At 31.6% G+C, this 1,621-nt stretch carries 2 protein-coding genes and 1 pseudogene; 1 reads left to right on the top strand and 2 read right to left on the bottom strand.

Translation table 11 applies throughout. From position 1 onward, the window contains the following. Nucleotides 1–363 precede the first annotated feature (363 nt). Together BGI33_RS03300 and BGI33_RS03305 are read right to left on the bottom strand one after the other, a co-directional pair. Nucleotides 364–771, bottom strand: coding sequence for an NTF2 fold immunity protein (locus BGI33_RS03300; RefSeq protein WP_100089913.1), 408 nt, complete (start codon nucleotides 769–771; stop codon nucleotides 364–366). Nucleotides 772–780: 9 nt separating this feature from the next. After that, nucleotides 781–1,206 (bottom strand): DNA/RNA non-specific endonuclease, encoded by a 426-nt coding sequence (locus BGI33_RS03305; protein WP_218965122.1) that lies wholly within the window; start codon nucleotides 1,204–1,206, stop codon nucleotides 781–783. A gap of 288 nt (nucleotides 1,207–1,494) precedes the next feature. On the opposite strand from BGI33_RS03305, the pseudogene BGI33_RS03310 reads away from it, so the two are divergent. After that, nucleotides 1,495–1,621: pseudogene (locus tag BGI33_RS03310) on the top strand (helix-turn-helix domain-containing protein); the annotation flags it as partial.

A 1,621-nucleotide genomic window follows, 5' to 3' on the forward strand; every position in this document is an offset into this window, starting at 1 on the left:
CCTCTGAAATGCAGGAGCTGGTTACAGTGAATCAGGTTGTGGTTGCTGTATTCTTCTCTGCGTTTGCCTGTCCAGGTATTTTTTTACTAGTACACTCCTAATTAATTCAAGTTTGACTGGCTCTTATTCGTTAAAAGCATCTACCCTTGAGTCATTCCTAGACCCATAATACCTTCTGTTTTATCTAAGTCATACTCCTAAATAAATACAAAATAATTCCTTACATTGGATTTTTAAAAATATATTTAATCAATCATAATTAGATTATTTAAATTAAAACAATGATTGATATATCTGATGCTTAGTTATTATCTTGCTTTTTCCAGACATTTAATCGTATTTACGCTAGAATTCTAGTAATTATTACAATGGATATTTGTCCCAATTATTATCAAACTTATCATATACCTCTTTTTTATCAATACGCCACTCATGTTTTTTGTAATGCAAGGTATAACGAAATTGACTTTTTGCACGATTTTGTTGTTGAGTGTAAATAACTACTTTATTACCTTTGAGTTCTTCTATTTTTAGTATCTCTTCATCTGGTGAGTACTCTGGTGGGTTTCCACAAGATAATGCAGCTTGTCGACCATATTTTCGCTCTTTTTTTGTACAAAATTTATTAAATATAAAATTCAAATCTTTAGTCATTTGTAAATAAGCTTCTTCTGAAGAATCACTTTTTAATTTTGGATAGCAAAGTATTTCCCAATGATTCATCGCAATAATAAATTCTTTTAATATATTTTTCGCAATTTCAATATCCATTTAGTTTACCTAATTTTTAAAAATATTATTTAACACATTCTTCCCATTTTGAAAAACTGAGTATTCTATTACGGTTGGTCTTGTGCCTCCTTTGCCATAAATAAAATTCCATTTAATATCCACGGTTCCATGCTCTTGAATATACTGTTTAATTATTTTTTCAAAAGCTCGATATTGACCACGATTTATTCCTTTTAACTGAGGGAAAACATTATCTATACCTCCTGAACCTCCTAATATTTTCGCTAAAATATGTCCCGCATCATCATCTGCGTTACCTAATCTTCTGGCAAATGCTCTTGAAGAAGGATTAGTTGCTGTGCCTGAGCCTATATCAGCTCTTGAAACTGTCGCTTTTGCTGAAAGAGGTTGACCCTGTGCTCCTCGTTTAACTTTTACTTCACAAATCCACCCCCACGGATCAATCCAAGTCAACCCATTAGGCGGATATTGATACAGATTAATCTTACCCAGCAACCCAATCGAGATTAGCTGGGTAAAGCGTCCGTAGTTGAATATGTATTTATTCTACTTTTTTCTCATGAAGAATATTAATAAATAAATTATGTATATTCTGGCAAAAAAGTGAATTTTCAATTAATTCAGGCAATACAAGTACATAATAAAATACATTATCAAAATGCAAATTTATATCATAAGGTGTAGTAGTCTTTATTTAATCTGACATTTAGTGTATTTTAAACCAACAATGGAGTGTCAGTAATGAATCAATCTGCAAAAATAATTAAACCTAAATTAGGACTTTTAGAACTCGCTAAACAGTTAGGTAACGTTCAGCAAGCCTGTAAAGTCTTGGGGTATAGTCGCGACAGCTATTATCGCTTCAAAA

The sequence above is a fragment of the Snodgrassella alvi genome (genome assembly GCF_002777425.1).
GTDB lineage: Bacteria > Pseudomonadota > Gammaproteobacteria > Burkholderiales > Neisseriaceae > Snodgrassella > Snodgrassella alvi_B.

Excerpts from the sequence above, each read along its gene's own strand:
- BGI33_RS03300 (WP_100089913.1), bottom strand. The coding sequence starts at position 771 with ATGGATATTGAAATTGCGAAAAATATATTAAAAGAATTTATTATTGCG.